Source organism: Formosa algae, from assembly GCF_001439665.1.
GTDB classification, from domain to species: Bacteria; Bacteroidota; Bacteroidia; order Flavobacteriales; family Flavobacteriaceae; genus Formosa; species Formosa algae.
This window is the reverse complement of sequence record NZ_LMAK01000011.1, coordinates 196,299-213,321: the sequence shown is the minus strand read 5'-3', so window position 1 is coordinate 213,321 and position 17,023 is coordinate 196,299. Positions and strand designations below refer to the sequence as shown.

General features: G+C 34.5%; 11 protein-coding genes. 7 read left to right on the top strand and 4 right to left on the bottom strand.

All coding sequences use genetic code 11. From position 1 onward, the window contains the following. On the bottom strand, nt 1–1,569 hold the full coding sequence (locus AST99_RS04505) for a serine hydrolase (protein ID WP_057779611.1): 1,569 nt from the start codon (nt 1,567–1,569) through the stop codon (nt 1–3). 494 nt (nt 1,570–2,063) lie between these two features. On the opposite strand from AST99_RS04505, the gene pflB reads away from it, so the two are divergent. From pflB to AST99_RS04490, 3 genes are all read left to right on the top strand, one after another. Next, on the top strand, nt 2,064–4,319 hold the full coding sequence (gene pflB, locus AST99_RS04500; RefSeq protein ID WP_057779610.1) for a formate C-acetyltransferase: 2,256 nt from the start codon (nt 2,064–2,066) through the stop codon (nt 4,317–4,319). 139 nt (nt 4,320–4,458) lie between these two features. Next, complete coding sequence (gene pflA, locus AST99_RS04495; protein ID WP_307414999.1) at nt 4,459–5,214, top strand: pyruvate formate-lyase-activating protein; 756 nt, start codon at nt 4,459–4,461, stop codon at nt 5,212–5,214. 32 nt (nt 5,215–5,246) lie between these two features. Next, nucleotides 5,247–6,029, top strand: a complete 783-nt coding sequence (locus AST99_RS04490; protein ID WP_057779606.1) for a formate/nitrite transporter family protein — start codon at nt 5,247–5,249, stop codon at nt 6,027–6,029. 391 nt (nt 6,030–6,420) lie between these two features. Here the strand turns inward: AST99_RS04490 and AST99_RS04485 are convergent, their stop codons facing one another. Next, nucleotides 6,421–6,906, bottom strand: a complete 486-nt coding sequence (locus tag AST99_RS04485) for a hypothetical protein (RefSeq protein ID WP_057779604.1) — start codon at nt 6,904–6,906, stop codon at nt 6,421–6,423. A gap of 106 nt (nt 6,907–7,012) precedes the next feature. Beyond that, nucleotides 7,013–7,384: a hypothetical protein gene (locus AST99_RS04480; protein ID WP_057779602.1), complete on the bottom strand. Its 372-nt coding sequence runs from the start codon at nt 7,382–7,384 to the stop codon at nt 7,013–7,015. A gap of 265 nt (nt 7,385–7,649) precedes the next feature. Here AST99_RS04480 and AST99_RS04475 point away from each other — a divergent pair, with 265 nt between their 5' ends. Continuing rightward, nucleotides 7,650–8,921, top strand: coding sequence for an MFS transporter (locus AST99_RS04475; protein ID WP_057779600.1), 1,272 nt, complete (start codon nt 7,650–7,652; stop codon nt 8,919–8,921). A 5-nt stretch (nt 8,922–8,926) separates the two neighbouring features. On the opposite strand, the gene AST99_RS04470 is transcribed toward AST99_RS04475, so the two are convergent. Then, entirely contained in the window at nt 8,927–9,727 is an 801-nt protein-coding gene (locus tag AST99_RS04470; RefSeq protein WP_057779598.1) for a class I SAM-dependent methyltransferase, read from the bottom strand. 167 nt (nt 9,728–9,894) lie between these two features. Here AST99_RS04470 and AST99_RS04465 point away from each other — a divergent pair, with 167 nt between their 5' ends. The 3 genes from AST99_RS04465 (at nt 9,895) to AST99_RS04455 (ending at nt 17,023) form a co-directional block, all read left to right on the top strand. Next, nucleotides 9,895–12,090, top strand: coding sequence for a B12-binding domain-containing radical SAM protein (locus AST99_RS04465; RefSeq protein WP_057779596.1), 2,196 nt, complete (start codon nt 9,895–9,897; stop codon nt 12,088–12,090). 66 nt (nt 12,091–12,156) lie between these two features. Beyond that, entirely contained in the window at nt 12,157–12,468 is a 312-nt protein-coding gene (locus tag AST99_RS04460; RefSeq protein ID WP_057779594.1) for a DUF6660 family protein, read from the top strand. Nucleotides 12,469–12,688: 220 nt separating this feature from the next. After that, entirely contained in the window at nt 12,689–17,023 is a 4,335-nt protein-coding gene (locus tag AST99_RS04455; protein ID WP_057779592.1) for a CusA/CzcA family heavy metal efflux RND transporter, read from the top strand.

Here is a 17,023-nt window from a genome sequence, read left to right as displayed (position 1 = left end):
TTAATCTATACGTGTAAGGTTTAAATCGTGAAAATCGAAACTAAAATCGATATTAGGCGAGATGCCTTTCATTTTTATTTGCATGGCTTTACCTTCTTCATTTAAGTTAAACGTCGCGAAAGCATCGCAAGGCATTCCCGTAAATTCCCATTTCACAGCAAAAGTAGTGGCTTTATAAAAATACATTTGTCCGTTCAATTTAGGCGAACGTTTACAGGTAAACCAAAGTGCTCCATCCTTTTCAGTTATGCTTATATCTCCAAACCAAGGATCGTTGTAGGTGCCGATGTAATTTTTGAAATCAATTTTGGTCTTTTTATTGGCTTCTACAGTGTCCCAAACCGCTTTAGTAACTGCATCTCCATCTTTTTCCTGACTTTTACTATAGGCTGTAAGTTCTGTTACCCAATCTTTTTTATCGATGTCTAAATACATATCTAGAATGGTTTCTGGAACGGCATAAAACGCATAACCTCCAGGATCTGTATTGGTTAATACCACAATACCTAAATTAAGTTCCGGCACTAATATGGTGCGTGATAACATACCTGTTAAACCGCCTGTATGCTGCACAATAATTTTACCTTTTACATCAGAGATTTCCCAACCTAAACCATATGCTGAAAAATGATTTCCTGTACGTTCGTCTGCATATAAATTATAACCGGTTATGGTTAGTGGCGACCACATTTGCTTTTGCACCTTTTCAGAAAATAAAGTTTTAGATAAACTATCGCCATATTTTCCTTTATAAAGTTGTAGTAGCATCCATTTACTTAAATCGTTAACACCTGCATTAATTCCGCCAGCAGCACCAACTAAATTGCCACCATCATAAGCAGGAACTTCTACAATTTTGTTATTATAAGAACTATGTGGTAGGGCAACATTTCCATGTGCAGGAATACGGTTAATAAGTGGTTTAGCCGTTTTCATACCTAAAGGATCGAAAATTCGTGTCTGAATAAAGTCGGCCCAAGTCGAGCCACTTATTCTGTAAATAACTTCCCCAGCAACGATATACAAAAGGTTGTCGTAATCGTAATGTGTACGGAATGCAGATGTTGGAGTTTGGTGTTGAAAGCTTTTTAAAACATCGTCTATAGTAAAATCGCCTCCATCTGGAAAAATCATTAAATCGCCAGCGCCTAATCCCAATCCGCTACGGTGTGTTAGTAAATCGGTAATAGTAAAATTAGCAGTTACATAATCATCGTACATTTTAAACTCCGGAATATAATCAACAACTTTGTCATCCCAGGATAATTTACCTTCATCGACTAAAATAGCCAATGCAGCACTTGTAAATGCTTTAGAGTTCGACGCAATAGAAAATAAAGTATTCTCATCTACTTTGTCTTTAGAATTAATAGATTTTAAACCATAACCTTTAGAATGGATCACCTTTCCGTCTTTAACAATGGCAATAGCCATCCCTACAGAGTTATTTAATCCCATAGTTTTTGCAACTAGAGCGTCGATTTCTGCAGAACTTACGTCTTGTGAAAATCCAGAAACCTGAATTAGTAATACAAGAACAAAAATATAAATGTGTTTAAATTGTATCATATAAAATAAGTGTGACGAATAGAATTAATGGTTCAGAATTTAAATGTAAGCAAAAATATTTCAGTAGTAATTTTACTGAATTTGGCAACCAATACATTTAGAAGATGTGTAAATATGATATTCTTAGTAAAAAATGATAGAAGACATTTTTTTTAATAATCGTGATAATGAAACTTAAAATAAGTGATAATTGTGTAAAGAAAATTGACATTTCTGCGTTTTTCTAAAATGACTAAAAATTTTCAAACGTTTGAAAAATAGACCGTATAAGTTCTTGTTAAACAATCAATTATGAGTTTAGTACTAAAAGGTCTTTTTTATTAACGAAAATTCACGAAAACTACCTTTTTAATATGTATTAACAACGGTTTAATGCTTTTTATTAGATTGTTTTGAATTCGATTAAAACCTAGCAATTGTCATGTTTTAACTCTTGCTTTGTGGTGAACTTTGGGATATAGAATAAATTATATACATAAATAAATTAATTCAGTATGAAAGTAGCAGAGTTAAAAAACACAGACCTTCAAGCAGAAGGATTTCAAAATGGAGATTGGAATACATCAATAAATGTACGTGATTTTGTGTACAAAAATATTACACCATACCATGGTACGCACGAGTTCCTTATTGGACCAAGCGAACGTACTAAAAAACTTTGGGATGTATGTAAAGATGCAACAAAAATAGAACGCGCTAACAACGGTGTACATTCTGTAGATACGGATATTGTTTCTGGTATTGCAAACTTTGAAGCAGGATATATAGATAAAGAAAACGAAACTATTGTAGGGTTACAAACAGATGGTTTGTTAAAACGTGCAATGAAACCTTTTGGAGGATATAAAGTAGTTCAAAAAGCATTAGAAGAAATAGGTTTAAAACCAGCTAATGCCGTAAACGAATTATTCTCTAAATATGTAAAAACACATAACGATGGTGTGTTTGATGCGTATAACGCAGAAATTAGAAAATTTAGATCTTTAGGGTTTTTAACAGGGTTACCAGACAACTATGCACGTGGAAGAATTATAGGAGATTACAGAAGAATTGCATTGTATGGTATTAACAGTTTAATTGATGCTAAAAAACAAGATTTAGCACACATTAAAGGCCCAATGACAGATGCTGTTATTCGCTTAAGAGAAGAAGTGTCTGAGCAACTTAAAGCTTTAAAAGATATGATTGCTATGGGTAATGCTTATGGTCTTGACTTAAGCCGCCCAGCACAAAATGCACAAGAAGCAGTACAATGGACATACATGGCTTACTTAGCTGCAGTAAAAGAACAAGATGGTGCTGCAATGTCTTTAGGTAATGTGTCTACATTCTTAGATATTTTTATTCAAAGAGATCTAGACAATGAAGTTATTGGAGAAATTGAAGCTCAAGAATATATCGACCAATTCGTAATGAAATTACGTATGGTACGTCACTTAAGAATGTCTGCTTACGACGAAATTTTTGCAGGAGATCCAACATGGGTTACAGAAGCAATTGGTGGTATGTTTAAAGACGGACGTACTAAAGTAACTAAAACGGCTTTCCGTTTCTTACATACGTTGTACAACCTAGGACCATCACCAGAACCAAATATTACTGTATTATGGTCACCTTCATTACCAGAAAATTTCAGAAAATATTGTGCTAAAGTTGCTATTGATACATCTTCAATTCAATTCGAAAACGATGATTTAATGCGTGAGTTAAGAGGATCTGACGATTACGGAATCGCTTGTTGTGTATCTTACCAAGAAATCGGAAAACAAATCCAATTCTTCGGTGCACGTACTAACTTAGCAAAAACATTACTTTTAGCTGTAAATGCTGGGCGTTGCGAAATTACTGGTAAACAAATGGTAAAAGGTATTGAAGCAGATAACGATGAGTATTTAGACTTCGATAAAGTGATGGCTAATTTTAAATTGGCAATGACAGAAGTTGCACGAGTGTATAACGACTCTATGAATATTATTCACTACATGCACGATAAATATTACTACGAAAAAGGTCAGATGGCTTTAATAGATACTAATCCAGCTATTAATATCGCTTATGGTATTGCAGGTTTATCTATCGTAGCAGATTCATTATCAGCAATTAAATATGCTAAAGTTAAACCAATTAGAAATGAAGAAGGATTAACTGTAAGTTTCGAAATTGAAGGTGAATTCCCTAAATATGGAAACGATGATGATCGTGTAGATATTTTTGCTCACAATGCTGTTGAAGACTTTAACAATGAATTAAAAAAATTAGCAGTTTACAAAAATGCAGAACCAACAATGTCTGTGTTAACCATTACGTCTAACGTAGTATATGGTAAAAAGACTGGAGCAACTCCAGACGGAAGAGCTAAAGGTGTACCATTTGCACCAGGAGCAAATCCAATGCACGGACGTGATACTAACGGGGCAATAGCTTCATTAAATTCTGTTGCTAAAATAGACTATAAAGATTCACAAGATGGTGTATCTAATACCTTCTCTATCGTACCTAAATCTCTTGGTGCAACAAACGAAGAACGTATAGATAACTTAGTGGCTACTTTAACAGGATATTTTCAACATGGTGCACAACATTTAAATGTAAATGTTTTAGATAAAGACACTTTATTAGATGCTATGGAACACCCAGAAAATCACCCACAATTAACAATACGTGTTTCTGGATACGCTGTTAACTTTATAAGATTAACAAGAGAACAACAATTAGAAGTTATTTCTCGTTCGTTCCACGAATCTATGTAATAGAACTCTGTTTATTTAACTTGAAGAGGTATTCAAAATATAACACACTAGTTTTTACTATTTCCATATCGTAATCTCCTTATTTATTTAGTGTTACTTTTATTTTTGAATGCCTCTTATTTTTTTAATTAAAAATTGAATAATTATTAAAACAACAGACAACATATTAAACGTACATTCTATAGAATCTTTTGGGACACATGATGGTCCAGGCATCCGTATGGTTGTGTTTTTACAAGGCTGTAAATTAAGATGTCAGTATTGCCATAATCCAGATACTATAGATACTCAAGGTGGTACAGAGTATAATATTGAAGATTTAGTACAACGCGCTCTTAGAATGAAATCTTATTTTGGAGATAAAGGCGGTGTAACTGTTTCTGGCGGCGAACCCCTTTTGCAAGCGAAGAGCTTAATTCCTTTTTTTAAACGCTTAAAAGAAGAAGGTATACATACTAATATTGATACCAACGGACGATTATTGAATCATCCTACAACAGAATTATTAGATAAGTATGCCGATTTAGTAATGCTAGATATTAAGCACATGAATGAAGAAGGGTTCCAGAAATTGGCTGGAGCAAAAAATAAAGAAACCACATTTAACTTTGCGAAATACAGAGAAGATTCTGGAAAAAAAATGTGGCTACGTTATGTACTAATACCAGAAATAACCAATACCCCTGAGTTACTTCATCAATTGGGAAACTATTTTAAAGATTACAAAACTATCGAAAAAATAGAACTTCAACCTTACCATAAATTAGGCATCCATAAATGGGAAGCGTTAGGTTGGGACTATGAGTTAAAAGATGCTCGAGAAAATACCCAAGAAGAAATTGATGCTGCAGTAGCCATTTTAAATCAATATTTTAAAGACGTAAAAGCGAATTAAACCTCGTTTTTAATTCAGATTTCCCAAGTATTATGAATTCACCTAAAGAAGGTATAAAAATAGTAAATGAAATTGCTCTTAATAAAGAAGGGTATAAAGTTAGTAAAACATTAATACTCGCTTTTTTAGCCGGTGCTTATGTTGCTTTTGGCGGATTATTAGCCATTATAATCTCTGGAGGTTCTCCAGGTTTAGCAGCTCATAATCCGGGTTTAGCCCGATTTTTATTTGGTGCTGCATTTCCACTAGGACTTATTTTAGTGGTTTTAGTAGGGGCGGAGTTGTTTACTGGTAATAATGCCTATTTTATACCAAACATTTTAACAAAAAGGCAGAAAGCATATGCCATGTTTAAAAACTGGGGCTTGGTGTATATTGGTAATTTTATAGGCGCTATTTTTATAGCGTATGTAATTACTCATTTAACACATCTTGTACATAGCGAACCTTATATTAATATGGTGCATAGTATTGCCAATGGTAAGACCAGTCATACTTTCTTAGTTACTTTTATAAAAGGAATAGGAGCCAACTGGTTAGTTTGCTTAGCGCTTTGGCAAGGTATTGCAGCTAAGAATACTATTGGAAAAATTGTTGCTATTTGGTTACCTGTTATGGCTTTTGTTACTATGGGATTTGAGCACAGTATTGCAAATATGTATTTTATACCATTGTCTATTTTTGAAGGCGCAGATATTACTTGGAGCACATTTATATTTAAAAATCTAATTCCTGCAACATTGGGAAACATTGTTGGTGGTGCTTTATTTGTTGGTTTACCATACGGATATTTGTTTGGTAAAACAGAAGGTTAATACTGTCTAAAATTATACAAATACTAATGTACATAAATGAGTTTTAAAATTTGTATTAAAACCTTTACAATAGCATAGTAATTTTGTTTTTTATTATAATTAAGCCTTCTAAATTACGATAACCTAATATTTAGGGTTTTATTTTAATAAATAGTTAAAATTTTATCAAAAAAAACATTAATAAACTAAAAATTAATCTTAACTTTGTAAATACTTAGATAATAAGCTCTTACAAACAAACAACTAAAAATTTAGCCAAGCCTCGATATCTCTATATTGAGGTTTATTTTTTACTAGAATTTTGGTCGTATTAGTCTTTAAATTATACTTATTGTAAGAGTTTGACTAAAAAAACAAACCCCAAGGTCTAAGCTTAGGGTTTATTTATATATTATAATGCTGCAATACGCTGTTGAAGTAGCGGTTGCCATGTGTTTATGAGTTCTAGCTCTCCACTTAATTGAATATTAGTATCCTCATCATAGAATTCGAATTGAGATTCTGTTGTTGTTTTATCCTTTGGGATAAACTCTAACTTTAATGTTTCAATAATTTGTGAATTACTTTTAGCATTAGTGTTTTTACAAAATTTTAAAATTCTACAAGCTTTATAATCCGATAAGTCTAAACAGTTTTCTGTAATCTTATCATTTGTTTTTTTATAGAATAGCACCATGTTTTTGGTCTCGTCTAAACCAATAATAAAATCGGCTCCAACTTCGTGTTTAGTAATTGTAGCATTATGTGTTTCAGCTATAGTTTTTAAAGCCTTTAACATTGCGTTCTTTTTCTTTCTACTATTTTGAGTTGTAATTATAAATGGTGAAGCGCAGATAATTATAAAAACTACGCTAAGAATTAGTGTTCCGGTATTCATTGTATTGTATTTAAATTATATCATAATAAATGTAGATTATGTACTTAAACATAATCTTAGTGTTGTTAATCGGACGCGTGAAGTCACACGAAATTAAAACATGATATTACCAGAAATAATGAAACGGAAAAATAGAATCGTGCTTACGATAATTAACCAAAGTATTGGTTTGATACGCTGTGTATTGCGATATTTGTGCACTTACAAGGCGTTCGTTTAATTTTGGAAACCAACCGTGATTAAATACAGGAGTTTTAGAGAACTCTGCAGCAGGAGGTCCAAATGAGATACCAATATTTTCAGGTTCTGATGTTAAACTGAATAGGGATTTGGTTACCGAAGATATATCCTGATGTTTTTCAGAAGGATCTGTTAGCGGTGTGAAAGTTTTAGGCAGCGGTTGTGCTACACCGTAAAGTGCAATACAATATATAAGCGTTAATAATATACCGCTAGAATATGTAACTAATTTTTTCACAAGACAAATGTACTTTTTTCACCTAGATGAAAAATGGCTTTAACATTATATTATATAAAATGGTTTGATAGAGTTACTGTCTTAAATAACGATTACGTTTTTAGTTAAGCGAATCAACTCAAAAAGCATCAGATTGCTATTATTTTGCTGTATAATTCAGAATATAATAATTATTGATATACGATAGATTAAGCCTATTAGTTTAAAACCCTTTTCTAAGGGGAATAGTTTAATTTTGTGGTTTTAGTAATAGTAACATTTTTATATGAATTTTACCACTTTCAATTCCTTTAAAAGTAGAAATTTTAGATTGTTCTTTATGGGGCAATCGGTATCACTCTTAGGGACTTGGATGCAAAAAACGGCTGTGAGTTGGGTAATTTATAGTTTAACGCAGTCAAAATTTATGTTAGGTGTTGCTGTTTTTGCTACGCTATTTCCTACGGCATTAGTGTCTCTTTATGGCGGCGTGGTTGCAGATCGTTATAACAGACACAAAGTGTTATTAATCACTCAAGTGGTATCTTTAATCCAAGCTGTGCTATTAACGGTTTCAATTATTTTCTTTAAAGATCATGCGGTTTGGACTATCATTATTTTGAGCGCTGTTTTAGGTGTGATTAATGGTTTTGATGTGCCAGCACGACAATCTCTAGTTCGGGAAATGGTAGATAATAAAGACGACCTTCCCAATGCATTGGCCTTAAATTCGTCTATGGTGAATTTATCAAAATTAATAGGGCCAGCATTAGCCGGATTTATCTTAGAATCTTTTGGAGACGATGTGTGTTTTGGTTTAAATGCTGTGAGTTTTATACCTGTAATTGGATCGTTATTATTAATGAAATTGCCAAAAAGTGAAATTACACCTAATGCAGATCGGAATATCAAATCGGAGTTTAAAGATGCTTTTTCTTATATCTTAAAAACACCAGAAATTCATTCCATTCTTATTTTTACAGGATTAATGAGTTTGTTTGTCTTATCGTACACCACTTTAACACCCGCTTTTGCAAAAGATGTTTTTAATGGCTCGGCGTCTACTTTAGGTGTGATTGATGGAGTTATTGGTTTCGGAGCTTTCATTGGAGCCATTTTCTTAGCATCATTAAAAACGGGAACAGATTTAAGTAAAATATTAGCCATTAATTCTCTAATTTTCGGAGTAGGATTAGTGTTGTTTGCTGAAACAAATGTGTATTATTTAGCCTTAATATTTGCTGCCATTGGTGCCTTTGGAATGATGTCTATACGTACCATAACCAATACCATTATTCAAGTTAATGTACCCAATCATTTTAGAGGTCGTGTTATTAGTATTTACATTATGTCATTAACCGGATTGTTACCAATAGGGAGTTTAGCTATTGGTAGTATATCGCATTATATAGGTGTACAATCTACAGTGCTAATACAAGGTGTTTTAGCTATAATTATTACTTTATTCTATGGCAGATATCTGAAAAAAGTAAAACTGAAAAAGAAAGCTTTAGCCATTTTAGAACAACAACCGGAACAAGGTTATGGTGTGAAATAATATAATTATGGTTTTATGGCTTTTAAGGCATAAAGCATAGGGATGTTAGCTTCTAAATGTTGTATTCTGTATTGTTTCGGACTCACCTCAACAGTATGATTAAAACAATCGTAAGGCGAGTAATCAAATTCTTCAAACGCACGCAATTGTAAATTATTCCTAAGTAGTGAACCAAGAACTTCTCCTAAACTATGGTTCCAAGTAATTGACTGATTTGTGATATTGGCCGTTCTATCTGCATAGGTGCCAGCTTCTGTTTCAACAATAGCATCCGACTTGAAATAGCGGTAGATTATGTTGTTAAAATCGTCATCGAACATCCAAACCACAGGATGAAATTCAACAAATACAAACTCGCCCTTTGGTTTTAAATATTTAGAAATCAATTGTGCCCATTGCTCTAAATCGGGTAACCAACCAATGGTACCGTAACTGGTATATACGATATCAAAAGTATCATCTAAATGATTGGGTAAATCGTACAAATCGCAACACAAAAATGAAGCATCTAATTGAAGTTGCTCCGCTAATTGGTTGGCGTTTTTAATCGCGACATCAGATATGTCAACTCCAGTGACTTGTGCTCCTAAACGTGCTAAAGACAGGGAATCTTGTCCAAAATGACATTGTAAATGCAATATCTTTTTGCCTTTAACATCGCCTAATAAATCCAACTCTATAGCATTTAAAGAGGAGTTTCCGTTTACAAAGCTTTCAACATCGTAGAAATCTGAAGTTAAATGTGCTTCCGTTTTGGCATTCCAGGTGGCTTTGTTTACAGCTTTATAATCGTGTTCAGAATTCATAGTCAGGTTGTGTATCTAATTGATAGCATGAACAAAATACATATAATTTTTTAACTGCAGTTTATTTGAATGAGAATGAATGCTTTATTTTGAAATTTCAGATTTAAATCCTTCAATTAAACTTCGGGAGACAAATACATTATCTTTGCTGAAATTTTTGCACTATTTTGAAAGATATATTACTGATAACTCCACCATTTACCCAATTAAATACACCATATCCAGCAACGGCATATTTAAAAGGATTTCTAAATACAAAAGCCATTTCTTCATATCAAATGGACTTGGGGATTGAAGTGATTATAGAATTATTTTCAAAAAATGCATTTACCATGTTATTCGATTTCGCTTACGAGAATGACACCATTCAGAGTGAAAACGGTCAGCGTATATATGCCCTAAAAGACGATTATATAAAGGTATTAGAACCTGTAGTCCGTTTTTTACAAGGAAAAAACACAACATTAGCGCGACAAATTTGTACCGATAATTTTCTACCACGAGCTTCCAGATTCGATAATTTAGAAGATTTAAATTGGGCGTTCGGAAATATGGGCATGCAAGACAAAGCCAAACATTTGGCAACTTTGTTTCTTGAAGATTTATCTGATTTTATTATTGAATGTATCGACGATAATTTTGGATTTAGTCGCTATGCAGAACGTTTAGGGATGAGTGCCAATTCGTTTGATGAATTGTATGAAAACCTGCAACAAGACCTCACGTTTATAGACGATATTAGCTTACAAATTCTAGAAAACAAGTTAGAAGACGTGCAACCAAAAATTGTGTGTCTATCTGTGCCATTTCCAGGGAATTTATATAGTGCGTTTCGTTGTGCACAGTTTATCAAGCGTAATTATCCAGATATTGTTGTGGAAATGGGAGGCGGATTCCCAAACACAGAATTACGTTCGTTAAAAGATGTTCGTGTGTTTGAGTTTTTTGATTTTATAACCTTAGACGATGGCGAATTACCTGTAGAATTATTGCACGATTTAGTGGTCAATAATAAAGATATAGAAACCTTCAAATTTAAACGTACGCTGTTGTTAGAACACGATGCAGTCGTGTATAAGAATGATAGTCCGCTTTCAGATTACAAACAGAGTGCAGTGGGAACACCAGATTATTCAGATTTACTGTTGAGTGATTATATTTCAGTGATTGAAATAGCAAATCCCATGCATAGTTTATGGAGTGATGGACGTTGGAACAAACTCACCATGGCACATGGATGCTATTGGGGAAAATGCACGTTTTGCGATATTTCTTTAGATTATATAAAAATTTACGAACCCATTGCAGCTAAGACTTTAGTCGATCGCATGGAGGAACTTATTGAACAAACCGGCGACACCGGATTTCATTTTGTAGATGAAGCCGCACCGCCTTCATTAATGAAAGCCTTAGCTTTAGAAATATTAAAACGAGATTTAACCCTAACATGGTGGGCAAATATTAGGTTCGAAAAAAACTTTACTCAAGATTTATGTGTGCTTTTAAAAGCATCGGGGTGTATTGCAGTGTCTGGCGGATTAGAAGTGGCTTCAGATCGGTTATTGAAACTTATCGATAAAGGCGTAACTGTGGAACAGGTGGCACAAGTGACTCGTAATCTTACCGAAAGTAACATTATGGTGCATTCATATTTAATGTATGGGTATCCGACACAAACCGAGCAGGAAACAGTAGATAGTTTAGAGATGGTTCGTCAGTTATTCGAAGTAGGCGTGTTACAGTCAGGATTTTGGCATCAGTTTGCATTAACAGCGCATAGTCCAATTGGATTAAATCCCGCAGAGTTTGGAGTTACACCACATTATAACGACATTACCTTTGCCAATAACGATGTCGCGTTTTCGGATGTAACAGGCATCGATCATTCCAAATTTAGTAACGGACTAAAAACCTCATTATTCAATTATATGCACGGTATTGGTTTTGATTTACCGCTTCAGGATTGGTTCGATTTTAAGGTTCCCGATACGACGATAGATTCAGAATGTATTTATAATGCGTTACAAATCGAACCGAATTTTAGTGTAAAACCTACGGCAAAAATTGTTTGGTTAGGAAAAACACCATTTGTAGAAGAAGTCTATAAAACTAAAAAAGGAACTACGTATACCAGTTTAAAAATGACATTTTACGATAAAACAGCTGCGTTCCAAATTACAACACCTTTAGAAGAAGGTGAGTGGCTATTGCAAACTTTAGAAAAACTGTCTCCTAGAAGCGCATCTATAAAATCGTTTAATATGCTGAAAAAAGATTTTGAATCTCAATTTGAAAATTTTGAATTGTTTTGGTTTTCAAAACCCATAAATACATTAAAAGAACATGGTTTATTGGTATTGTAGTTCTTTAAAGTTTAGACGTTGCATTTTGCAATCCTATTGCATACAATAATTTGTATATTTGAATCAATGAAATATTTAGCCGTCATATTATCTGTTTACTTTTTAGCATTAAACTTTGCGCCTTGCGAAGATGATGCTTCTGTGTGCGATAATGATACAACCGAAATTTCACAACATTCAGATTCAGATCACAATCATGGCACTTCAGACGATTGTTCGCCATTTTGTCAATGTCACTGTTGCCATATTCACGTAACTCAGTTTACACCTGTAGAGATTAGTTTTTTAGTACCTGATATTTCTACAGAATTGTTTCTTCATTTCGATAGTCTAGGTCAAGACGTTAATCAAACCATTTTACAACCGCCTCGGGCATAATGTGTCCTGTTTTTACAGGGTATAACACCAATTCTCATTTGAAATTACTATAAAATAAAATAATGATTTTTTTCTATAAATGAAGAAGAAAAAAAACATAGCCTTAGTTACGGTTTCTTTTTATTCTGGTTCTTTTCAATAAGAAATGGTATTAGTACATAATTCTTAAATAATTTTAAGAATACGTTTTAATTTATAATCACATTATAACCCATTTTCTATGATTAATAAAATCATTGATTTCTCAATCCATAATAAATTTATTATTGGTTTGCTCACGCTTACCATAATTGGAGCAGGGATTTGGAGCTTGACAAAAGTGCCCATAGATGCCGTTCCCGATATTACAAATAATCAAGTTCAAGTCATTACGCAAGCGCCCAATTTAGGGACAGAAGACATTGAACAATTTGTAACCTATCCCGTAGAAGTTGCCATGAGTAACTTGCCTAATGTTCATGAAATTCGATCCGTATCACGTTTTGGTTTATCGGTCGTGACTATTGTTTTCGACGATGATATGGGCACGTATTTACCAAGACAACTAGTCTCTGAAAAACTCTCTGAAGTTAAAGACGATATTCCCGAAGGTTTTGGCACACCAACCATGGGACCAATTACTACTGGTCTCGGTGAAATCTATCAATATACCTTAAAGGTAAAACCAGATTTTAAAGATCAATATTCTATTTCCGATTTGCGAACCATGCAAGATTGGATTGTTCAACGTCAAATGGCTATGGTACCCGGCGTTGTAGAAGTAAATGCCATTGGCGGAAAAATTAAACAGTATGAAGTGGCTGTAAATCCGTCAGAATTAAATGCCATTGGATTATCTATTACCGATATTTTTGAAGCTTTAGAAGCCAATAATCAGAATACAGGTGGTGCATATATCGAGAAAAATCATCAAGCTAATTTTATTAGAGGTGAAGGTTTAATCCGCAGTTTAGATGATATTAAAAATATTGTGGTGTCTCATGAACAAGGGATGCCGGTCACTATTGGTTCTATAGCTGAAGTAAAATTTGGTTCAGCCATTCGTTACGGTGCACTTACGCAAGATGGCGAAGGCGAAGTGGTTGGCGGATTAGTAATGATGTTAAAAGGAGCAAGTTCTAATGAAGTCATTCGAGACGTTAAAGCCCGTATGCAACTCATTCAGAAATCGCTTCCTGAAGGCGTCGAAATCCAACCACTATTAGACCGTAGTGTATTGATAGAGAAAACAACATCTACTGTGAGTTTTAATTTAGTTGAAGGTGCGTTAATTGTCATTTTTGTACTGATTTTCTTATTAGGAAACTGGAGAGGCGGCATTATAGTGGCGTCCACCATTCCGTTATCATTATTATTTGCTTTTATACTTATGTATGTCTTCGATGTTTGGGCAAATCTTATGAGTTTAGGCGCAATAGACTTCGGAATTATAGTTGATGGAGCGGTGATTATTGTAGAAGCCGCTGTATTTATATTTGCCTCTCAAGTACTAAAGAAAGGAAAAGACACGCAGGAAAATCGAAATCAGATTGCTTCTAAAGCCTCTAAGAAAATGATGAATGCGGCGTTCTTCGGTCAGCTTATTATTCTTATTGTATTTCTACCCATTCTTGCTTTAGAAGGCATTGAAGGGAAGATGTTTAAACCTATGGCGTTGACGTTCATTTTTGCCATGATCGGTGCCATGATTTTGTGTTTAACCTATGTGCCTATGATGTCGGCTTTAGTGCTTCGTGCACCAAAATATGATAAATTATCTTATGGCGATAAATTTGTGCATTGGGTAGAACGTAAATACCAACCGCTATTAGATTCAGCCTTGCGAAAAGGTAAATGGATAGTAGGTGTAAGTGTGTTACTTTTTGCTGTCACGGTGTTTATGTTTACCAAAATGGGAGGTGAATTTATTCCGCAGTTAGATGAAGGCGATATTGCCTTTCATGCCATTTTAAAACCAGGAAGTTCATTAACAGAAACTGTAGAAACCACCACTAAAATTGAACAAATTGTAAAAGCAAAATTTCCGGAAGTCGATAAAGTAGTGAGTCGTATTGGTGTGGCCGAAATTCCTACGGATCCGATGCCAATGGACTTGGCCGATGTTATTGTTATTCTTAAACCTAAAAGCGAATGGGTTTCGGCAAGTTCTAAAGACGAATTGATAGAAAAAATGAAGGAAGCAGTGCAAATACTTCCCGGTGTAAATTATGAATTTACGCAACCTATGGAAATGCGTTTTAATGAATTGTTAGAAGGTGTTCGCGAAGATATCGCCATTAAGTTATACGGAGAAGACATTTATGTGCTTGCCGAAAAAGCTGAAGAAGTTACTCAGCTCATAAAAGGGATTGAAGGTATTGGTGATATGAAAGCTGAAGCTACAACCGGTTTACCACAAATGACGATTACCTATAACCGACAAAAATTGGCACAATACGGATTACAAATAAATAACCTGAATCAGATGGTGCAATCGGCCTTTGCAGGTGGTAAAGCTGGAGTGATTTTTGAAGGTGAAAAGCGCTTTGATGTTGTGGTGCGTTTACAAGAACAAAACCGAACAGATATTACAGATGTTCAGAATCTGTTTATCAAATTACCCGATGGTTCACAAATACCGTTAAAGGAAGTGGCAGAGGTATCGTATAAATCGGGACCAATGCAAATTAGTCGAGATAATACCAATCGTAGAACGTATGTTGGTGTCAATGTCCGCGGACGTGATGTAAAATCTTTGGTGACAGAAATTCAGGCGAAGTTGGATGCCGATTTAAAATTACCACCAGGATATTTTATTCGTTATGGTGGAGCGTTCGAGAATTTAGAACGTGCCAGTTCCCGATTACAAACTGTAGTTCCAATCGCATTATTATTGATTTTTGTGCTCATATATTTTGCATTAAAATCATTTCCGCAAACGCTCATGATTTACATCGCCATTCCCATGGCAACTATTGGAGGCGTATTTGCGCTTTGGATACGAGATATCCCATTTAGTATTTCGGCTGGTGTCGGATTTATAGTACTCTTTGGTGTCGCCGTTTTAAACGGATTGGTCATGATTAGTGGCTTAAACGAGCTGAAAGACGAAGGCGTTGTCAATCTTAAAGACCGGATTTTTGAGGGGACAAAACGAAGAATCCGTCCAATCATGCTTACTGCTTTTACAGATGTTCTAGGGTTTTTACCTATGGCCATTTCTTCATCTGCTGGAGCAGAAGTACAGCGTCCCTTAGCAACCGTAGTTATTGGTGGTTTATTGACTTCAACTTTATTAACGTTATTCATATTGCCAATTCTATATCATTGGGTAGAAACACGTCAGGATAAAATTACGTTAAAGCGCGCCATGGGACCTTCAATTGCATTTTTTGTGTTGTGTTTCGGGATACCGCAATTCGGATTTTCACAACAGTTACCACATCAAGGGCAAGAGATTTCATTAGAAGATGCTGTACACTTGTCTAAAACACAATATCCGTTATTAAAGCAAAAGGCCTTAGCTATAGATAAAGAAGAGGCAATTAAGCAATCGGCTTTCGATTTAGGAACCACAAAACTTTATACGGGAGGAGAAGAGCTTCGGAATGGAGAAGGTGTGTACACCACAATTAATATGTCTCAGAATGAAATTGATGTATTTGGTATCGGACCTAAAAAGCAGTTACAACAACAGCGAATATTGTTAGCCGAAAGTGCCTATCAATTGTCAGAACTACAGCTGACTCTAGAGGTCAAGAAAGCGTGGGCTAAAGCGTATCAGACTAAAATGGAACTTAATTTGTATTCAGAATTAGATTCTATTTATACCAAGTTTGAACAAGCCGTTGCTTTAAATTATGAAGTAGAAGCGATTTCTAGATTAGAATATGCCGCGGCTAAAAATCAGTTTTACCAGATTCAGAATCATAAAGCAAAAGCATTAAGTGCTTATCGTATTGCATTACAACAATTGAATATATGGTTCGCATCGGATGTGTTTTATACAGTTCCCGATACATTTGATAGGCCAAACGATTTACTGTCGGAATTAGATATTGAAAATCATCCAGCATATCAAGTTGCAGAATTATATGTTAAAGAGTCTGAAGCGCAATTAAAGGCCGCGAAAGCCAATAGTTTACCAAAATTTAATCTGCAAGGTGGTTTGCAAACGGTTGATGGAAACTCGGGGTTTTACAGTTTTCAAGGAGGAATATCGATTCCCTTTTTATCCGGTAGCAATCGCGCCGATATTAAAACAGCTAAAATAGATAAGGACATTGCAGAATCTAATGTGTTATTAAGACAAGCGCAAGTGAAATCTGAATATGCTCAAGCGTTAGAACAGTATCAGCAATGGTCCAAATCGTGGCTGTTTTACAAGTCTAAAGTGTTGCCTTTGGCCAAACAACAACGTCAAGGTGCATTATTAGCTTATAAAGAAGGCGCTGTAGATTATAGTGGATTTTCTCAACTCATAAAAGAAGCGATTCAATCGGAATTAGATGCCCAAGAGGCGCTTTTAAATTACTTCAATAGTTTATTTGAATTACAATATTTTAATCAGAATTAA